We start from the raw sequence: 6,263 nt of genomic DNA, 5'->3' as shown, positions 1-6,263 counted from the left end.
CCGGTCTCGTGGGCTCGGAGATGGGTATAAGAGGCAGGGCCGGCACGCTGTCCGCGGTCGCGCTGCCGTCCGCGGTCGGGAGGCGGTCCGCGCTCGCGCCGCCGTCCGCGGCCGGGACGCGGTCCGGGGCAGCGGTTGTCGGGTCGTCGGTCGGGACGCGGTCCGCGGTCGCGCTGCTGTCCGGAGTCGGGACGTGGTCCGGGGTAGCGGTTGTCGGGTCGTTGGTCGGGGCATGGCCGTCGGTCGGGACGCGGTCCGCGGTCGCGCCGCTGTCCGAGGTCGGGACGCGGTCCGCGGTCGCGCTGCTGTCCGCGGTCGTGCCGCTGTCTGCGGTCGCGCCGCCGTCTCCGGTCGGGACGTGGTCCGGGGCAGGGGTCGTCGGGTCGTTGGTCGGGGCATGGTCCGCGGCCGGGACGCGGTCCGCGTTCGCGCCGCCGTCTGCGCCCGGGACGCCGTACTCGGCAGGCGTCGCCCGGTCGGCAGTCGTCGCCGGGTCGGCAGTCGGGGTCGCCGGGCCGGCGGGCGGGGGCGTCGAGGCGCAGGTCCCCCCGGGTGGGCGTGAGGCGCAGGTCGCCCCGGGTGGGCGTGAGGTGTGGGTCCCGCCGGGTGGGCGTGGGGTGCGGGCGTGCCACAGGCCGTGGGCGGCGATGGTCAGGAGTACGGCCGCCGAGGCCAGGCGGACCCAGGCCTCGACGGGGGTGACATGGGCGGCGACCCACGGTCCCACCGCCGTGGCCAGGGCCGCGTACCCGAGGTCCACCGCGGCGATGCCCGCGGCCGCCGCGGCGGCCACGCGCCGGCCCCGCATCGCCTCCTGGAGCAGCAGCACGCTCATCGCACCCATCGGCATCGCCACGCCCAGACCCGCGGCCGCGCCCGCCAGGGCGGGAGTCATCAGTTCCGTCATGCCCGGCAGCTTCGGACCGGGCGGTCGCGGGACGCGGCCGAATATCGGTCGGGACTGCGACAATCGCGGTATGGACCGCCTCGACAGGGAAATCCTCGGGATCCTCCAGCAGGATGCGCGGATCTCGTACCGCGATCTCGGGGTCCGGGTCGGCCTCAGTGCCAATGCCGCCGCCGACCGGGTCCGCAGGATGCGCCGCGACGGGGTGATCCGCGGGTTCACCACGCTCGTCGACCCGGCCGCCGACTCCGGGGGCGGACTGGTCGTCTTCATCGACGTCACGCTGCGGCTCGACACGACCAACGAGGAGTTCGAGCAGCAGGTCGCCAAGCTGCCGGGGATCACCGAGGTGGTGCACGTCACCGGCGAGCACGACTACCTCGTACGGGCCCGCGCCGCCGACCCGGCCGCGCTCGACATGCTGCTGCGCCGGCTGAAGCGGGATGCCGGGGTGGCCCAGTCGAGCACCCGTATCGCCCTCCGCGCCGCGACCCGCCCCCCGGGCCCCGCGTCCTGAACCGCCCGCCGGGACCTGGTGGCCCGGCTACAGCGCCGACTCCCAGGTCACCGCCGTCCCACGGTTCCCCCGGTTCCCCCGGTTCCCCGCCTCGGTCCGGCCGTCGTCCCGTACTGCCAGCCGTACCCGCGTCGCGTCCGCGTCCACCGTCACCTCGATCGAGGTGATCTCCGGCCGGCGGTGCGCCGCGGCCAGCGCCCCGCGCAGCACGGTCAGCAGCTCGCCCGCCACCGCGTCCGGGACCAGCGCGTCCACCGGGCCCGCGAACTGCACGGACGGCTGGAAGCCCAGCACCGCCGCGGCCCCGGCGGTCTCCCGCAGCACCCGGCCCCGGAAGGTCGTCGGTGCGTCGGTCGGCGGCTGCTGGAGGGCGAAGATGGCCGTGCGGACCTCCTGGATCGTGGAGTCGAGCTCGTCCACGGCGTGGCCGAGCTCCTCGCCCACGGTGTCCCCGGCCGGCGCGTTCGAGGACCGCCGCCGGGTGCTCTCCAGCATCATCTCGGTCGCGAACAGCCGCTGGACGACCAGGTCGTGCAGGTCCCGCGCGATCCGGTCGCGGTCCTCGTAGACCGCCAGCTGTTCCCGGTCGTGCTGGGCGTCCGCCAGTACCAGGGCGAGCGCGGCCTGGGAGGCGAACTGCGAGGCCAGCAGCCGGTCCACGGCGTCGTACGGCCTGCCGCCGCGGTGACGCGGCAGGGCCAGGGTGCCGATCAGCTGGCCCCCGCTCTGCAGCGGCAGCATCATGCTGGGCCCGAAGCGCTCGCGCACGTGGGTGGTCATCCGCGGATCGGTCGCCGAGTCCTCGATGAAGACCGGCTCCCCGCCCAGCAGTTGCTCCAGGACCGCGCTGCCCGGCGCGATGGCGGTGCCCACCAGGTCGCCCGGGTCGTCGTGCGTCGAGGCGGCCACGATCTCCATGCCGCCCTCCGCGGTCGGCTGGAGCACCACCCCCGCCGCCGCGTCGGCCAGCAGCCGCGCCCGCTCGGCCACGCACATCAGCGCGTCCTCGGCGGGGCTGCCCGTCAGCAGCGCGGTGGTGACGGCGGCCGCGCCCTCGATCCAGCGCTCCCGGCGGCGGGCGGTGTCGTACAGCCGCGCGTTGCCGATGGCTATGCCCGCCTGCGAGGCCAGCACCCGCAGCAGCGCGAGGTCCTCGTCCGTGAAGGAGCCGCCGCCGGCCTTGTCGGCGAGGTAGAGGTTGCCGAAGACCTCGGTGTGGACGTGCACCGGAACGCCGATGAACGCGTGCATGACCGGGTGCCCGGGCGGGAAGCCGGCCGAGCGCGGGTCCGCGGAGATCTCCGGCACCCGCAGCGGGCGCGGGTCCCGTACGAGCGTGCCGAGCAGCCCCGACCGCCCGTCGGGCAGGCGCGGGATGCGGGCCCGCTCCGCGTCGGTCATCCCGGCCGTGAACAGCTCGGTCAGCCGGGCGCGCTCGGGGTCGACGACCCCGAGCGCGCCGTACCGCGCACCGCACAGCTCGGTCGCCGACTCGACGAGGTGCTGGAGGGTGGAGCGCAGTTCCAGTTCCGAGCCGACGCTGAGCACCGCCTCCAGCAGGGCCGGCAGTCGCGACGACTCCAGCTCCTGCCCGGGCCGCGGCAGCTCCTGCCCGGGCCCCGGCGCTCCCGCGTCGCGCGGGGTCATTCGGACAGCGGGTTGAGAACCATCGGGGTGATCTTTCCTTCCAGCATCGCGCCGAGACCCTGTACGGCGCACACGTCCGGCCGTTCGGCGATGTGCACGGGCATGCCGGTCGCGTCCCGCAGCATCTGGTCCAGGCCGGGCAGCAGGGCGCTGCCTCCCACCATCATGATCCCCGTGTCCGTCAGGTCGGCGACCAGGTCCGGCGGGCAGTCCCGCAGCACCTTGCCGATCCCGTCGAGCACCGAGGTCAGCGGGGTGTGGATGGCGTCCCGCACGGCCGCCGTGTCCACGTGCACCGAACGGGCCAGGCCGGTGGCCACGTCCAGGCCGTGGATCAGGGTGGACTCCGGGCCCTCGGCGGTGATCCCGTTGCCGTGCAGGGCCAGTTGGAGGGGGCGTACGGACTGGCTGGGCAGCATCAGCTCGTGGGCGTGGCGCAGGTGCTGCACCACCGCGTGGTCGATGGCCTCGCCGCCCACCGGCACCCGCTGGGCGGTGACCACCGAACCCAGGGAGAGCACGGCCACCTGGGTGGCGGCGGCACCGCACACCATGATCATCGTCGCGGTCGGCTGCTCCACGGGCAGTCCGCAGCCGACCGCCGCCGCGATCAGGGTGTCGACCAGCTCCACCCGTCGGGCACCGATCCCGACCAGGGTCTCGACGGTGGCGCGCTGGGCGAGCGGGCCGGCGTCGTGCGGGGTGCAGGCGGCGGCCCGCAGCCGCGGTTTGCGGCGCAGGGTGCGGCGGAGCTTCTCGCCGAGCAGGTGGCGCAGCATCCGCTGGGCCATCTCGATGTCCACGACGGTGCCGCCGGAGACGGGGCGGACCACGCGGATGTAGTCGGGCGTGCGGCCGGTCATCCGCTCGGCGAAGCTGCCGACGGCGATGAGCGCGCCCGTACGCGTGTTGATGGCGGCGACGCTCGGCTCGTCGACCACGAGGCCGGCTCCCTTGACGTACACACGGGTCCGGGCCGCCCCCAGATCGACGCCGACGTGGCAGCGGCGCAGCTGCTCAAGACTGACGGTCACGGCAGATCCTCCCGGGAACACTGACGCAGGAAGGCCGGCGGATTACCGGTCATATTGGAATATTCCAGTGTCTTATAGGCGAACCGCCCGTTGGGTTGCTCCGCCCGGGGGTGCTGCACAGGGGTGGATTTCTGTACCGACAGGCCCGACCATGCCCCCACCAACCGCGCTACTCGCGCGTAACGAGGTAAGGGGGACCCGATGCTGACGGCCCGCCAGAAGGTGCCGGCTCTCCTGACGCTCTGCCTGACGCTCCTCGTACCGACTTCGGCGCGGGCCGCCGCCGACGCGCCCGCGGAGCGGCAGCTCCAGCGCCGCCCGGTGGTCCTCGTGCACGGCTACAACGCCGACCCCGGGGTCTGGGGCGCGCTGCGCGCGGACCTGCGGGCCGCCGGGTACGCCGACTCCGAGCTCTTCTCCTGGGGCTACGACACCCACCGCTCGGTGAACGAGGAGCTCTCCGGGCGGCTCGCCGCGTACGTCGAGGAGGTCCGCCGGCAGACCGGCGCGGACCGCGTCGACGTCGTGGCCCACTCCTTCGGCTCGCTGGTCAGCCGCTGGTACGTGAAGTTCGGCGGCGGCGCCGCCACCGTGGACCACTGGGTCTCACTGGCCGGCCCGAACCACGGCACCTCCACGGCCTGGGCCTGCGCGCTGTGGGATCAGGCCTGCCGGGACATGACCCCGAACTCGTACGTGCAGAAGAACCTCGCCGCCGGGGACGAGACGCCGGGCACGGTGAAGTACGCGACCTTCTGGTCGGACTGCGACGAGGTGATCAACCCGGACGGCAGTGTGCCGCTGACCGGCGCGGCCAACACCGGCGTCGGCTGCCTGAAGCACAACGACCTCCTCGGCGACGCCACCACCACGTCCGGCGTCCGGGCCTTCCTGGCCTCGTAGCGAGGCGCCCGCCGGTCACGCCCGGCCCTGCCCCGGACCGCAGTCCCAGCGTTGGAGGAGGCCGTACGTGAACTCGGCCACACAGGGCTGCCCCTGTGCGGTGAACGCCAGCCGCCAGCGTGTGGGAGCGGTGCCCTCCATCGGGTGTACGGGGGCGAAGGCGTGTGCGACCTCGTCCACCGTCGCCCCCCACGGCCGCAGGTCGGCCGGCCCGTGCAGGGCGGGGGCGGGCGCGCCCGGTGCCCGGACCAGCCACTCGTTCCACACCGCCCCGTCGGGGGCCGCCAGTACCTCGAAGCGCAGGTCCGGCCAGAGCGGCAGCGCCCAGAGGTGGGCCTCGCAGGACAGGTCCCCGATCGTGCGGGGCTCGGTGTGCCCGGGCGGGCCGAGGACCGACCGGTAGCGGGCCAGCGCCCCGCGGGCGCGGGGGGACCGGACCATCGCCTGCCAGCGCTTGTTCGCCTCGCGCTGGTCGGCGACCGAGGCGCCGAGCCGCAGCCGGGCCTGCTCGGCGAGGCCGGGCTGGAAGTCCGCCATCCGCCGCAGCAGCACCAGCTGGAAGGCGGTGGTGCCGAAGGCCCCTGTCATGTCGGCTCCTCTCGCGGAGGCAAGACTTCCACACAGGATCCTTACAGCTCCGGGATCCGTATGTTGCGGTGGAGCGCATAGCCTGCGTGCGCCATGGACTACTGCCACTCCTGCCACAGACACCTCAACGGTGCCCTGGCCTGTGCCGGATGCGGGACCCCTGCCGAGTACCTGTCCGTCGCGCCCGACGGTGGCGCCGTTGCCGCCGAGGGCGCCACCGGTGTGTCCGGGTGGCCGCCGCAGCCACCCGCGTACGGGTTCGCGCCGGGGCCGGTCCAGGGCGGGCCGGGGGTGTACGCGGACTACGGGGTCCAGGCGGATGCCTACGGGGACCGGCCCGGGCCCTACGGGGACCGGCAGGGCTCCTACGGCGTGGCGGCCGCCGGTTCCGGCGTGGACGTCCTGGTCGCGGCGGCCCCCCACGACGCCGCGGCCGGCTTCCACGACGGTTCCGGCCCCGCCGGCACCGACGGCACCGACGGGGACGCCGAGGATGATGCGCTCGTCGTCCTGGCCGCCCCGTACTCCGGCCGCGGCGGTGCCGCGCGCAGCCCGGCCGGCGCGCCGCGGGGGGCGCGGGCGGCCACTACCTCTCTCTTATGCCCAACACACGCATCCGACGATGTTACACGTTTACGGCCTCACGGTCACGACGACATCCGATCGA

At 74.6% G+C, this 6,263-nt stretch carries 5 protein-coding genes and 3 pseudogenes; 4 read left to right on the top strand and 4 right to left on the bottom strand.

Annotated features, from left to right (window positions below; genetic code table 11):
• A pseudogene (locus GPJ59_RS32180) lies at positions 1-907 on the bottom strand (hypothetical protein); the annotation flags it as partial.
• A gap of 70 nt (positions 908-977) precedes the next feature.
• Between GPJ59_RS32180 and GPJ59_RS32175 the strand changes: the two are divergent.
• Positions 978-1,424: an Lrp/AsnC family transcriptional regulator gene (locus tag GPJ59_RS32175; protein WP_219671452.1), complete on the top strand. Its 447-nt coding sequence runs from the start codon at positions 978-980 to the stop codon at positions 1,422-1,424.
• A gap of 27 nt (positions 1,425-1,451) precedes the next feature.
• Here the strand turns inward: GPJ59_RS32175 and GPJ59_RS32170 are convergent, their stop codons facing one another.
• Both GPJ59_RS32170 and GPJ59_RS32165 read right to left on the bottom strand, forming a co-directional pair.
• On the bottom strand, positions 1,452-3,071 hold the full coding sequence (locus GPJ59_RS32170; protein ID WP_219671451.1) for a sensor histidine kinase: 1,620 nt from the start codon (positions 3,069-3,071) through the stop codon (positions 1,452-1,454).
• Complete coding sequence (locus GPJ59_RS32165) at positions 3,068-4,105, bottom strand: rod shape-determining protein (RefSeq protein ID WP_219671450.1); 1,038 nt, start codon at positions 4,103-4,105, stop codon at positions 3,068-3,070. Before GPJ59_RS32165 ends, GPJ59_RS32170 begins: the two co-directional genes overlap by 4 nt.
• 201 nt (positions 4,106-4,306) lie before the next feature.
• Here GPJ59_RS32165 and GPJ59_RS32160 point away from each other — a divergent pair, with 201 nt between their 5' ends.
• Entirely contained in the window at positions 4,307-5,008 is a 702-nt protein-coding gene (locus GPJ59_RS32160; protein WP_219671449.1) for an esterase/lipase family protein, read from the top strand.
• Between the two features lie 15 nt (positions 5,009-5,023).
• Here GPJ59_RS32160 and GPJ59_RS32155 read toward each other — a convergent pair whose 3' ends face one another.
• Entirely contained in the window at positions 5,024-5,596 is a 573-nt protein-coding gene (locus GPJ59_RS32155) for a hypothetical protein (protein WP_219671448.1), read from the bottom strand.
• 93 nt (positions 5,597-5,689) lie between these two features.
• On the opposite strand from GPJ59_RS32155, the pseudogene GPJ59_RS39085 reads away from it, so the two are divergent.
• Positions 5,690-5,752: pseudogene (locus tag GPJ59_RS39085) on the top strand (hypothetical protein); the annotation flags it as partial.
• Positions 5,753-5,887: 135 nt separating this feature from the next.
• Positions 5,888-6,263 (top strand): annotated as a pseudogene (locus GPJ59_RS32150) (hypothetical protein); the annotation flags it as partial.

Source organism: Streptomyces bambusae (assembly GCF_019400985.1).
GTDB classification, from domain to species: domain Bacteria; phylum Actinomycetota; class Actinomycetes; order Streptomycetales; family Streptomycetaceae; genus Streptomyces; species Streptomyces bambusae_A.
The sequence above is the reverse complement of the archived record's forward strand: the minus strand, read 5'-3'. Positions and strand labels throughout refer to the sequence as shown.